This window comes from Streptomyces boncukensis (genome assembly GCF_011045075.1).
Taxonomy (GTDB): Bacteria; Actinomycetota; Actinomycetes; order Streptomycetales; family Streptomycetaceae; genus Streptomyces; species Streptomyces boncukensis.
On the sequence record NZ_JAAKZZ010001052.1, the window covers coordinates 1 to 853 of the forward strand.

1 protein-coding gene is annotated in these 853 nt (G+C 75.8%); it reads right to left on the reverse strand.

Annotated features, from left to right (window positions below):
• A partial coding sequence (locus tag G5C65_RS37885) for a DUF6351 family protein (RefSeq protein WP_241266358.1) occupies window positions 1–768 on the reverse strand: 768 nt, incomplete at its 3' end.
• Between the last annotated feature and the right edge of the window lie 85 nt (window positions 769–853).

Here is an 853-nt window from a genome sequence, read left to right on the forward strand (position 1 = left end):
GGTGAGGGGGGTGGGGTCGGGCTCGCCCACGGGGTCGTGCAGCACTGTCGTCTGGTACACGGCGCGGTTGCGGGTGCCGGTCTCCATCCGGACGACGAACGGCACCTTCCGGCCCGTCGAGGTGGTGGTCATGGCGAGGTCGGCGGGGTAGAGCGCGGCGTCGGCGCCGCCGGGCAGCGGGCGGAACGCGCCGCCGGTGGTGCGGTAGAAGTAGTCGACCCGGGTGCGCACCGAGCAGTCGGCGTCCAGCGGCTCGCCGAGGGTGCCGCCGAGCACCGGGAGCGTGAAGTGCTCGGTCTCGCACACGTACGGCCGCTGGTGCGGGCCGGAGAAGACGGGGCCCGCGGCGGGGTGGTTGGTCAGCCGCAGCCGCGCGGTGACGCCGGAGGACGCCCGTGCGACAACGGTGTTGGCGCGCTTCCGCAGCCCCGTGACGAGGCCGGTCAGACCGTCCGCGCCCGCGCTGAAGGCGCCGGTGACGTCCTGGCCGTTCAGGGCGATCCGCACGGAGCCGGGCGGGGTGCCTCCGGGCAGGGTGACCCGCAGCAGCGCGTCGCCGCCGCTCACCGCGTCCGGCCGGCTGGACAGCGCGGTGACGGCGAACTTCCGCTTCCCCGCGCGCGGGTGGTCCTCCGTCCAGCCGGCGCCGCCGGTGCCGCCGGAGGCCCCGGCATCGCTCCCGGCGTCGGCGGACGACACCATCAGCGCCGCTATGAGGGCGAGTACGAGCGCCAGCAGGGCGATGCCCGTGGACCGGGCTCGGGTCATGGCTGCGTCCTTCACGTCGGCGAGGGGCCACACGGAGTGGCGACCCGACAAGATAGCGCGCCGTGCCGGCGGCGCAGCCGCGGGT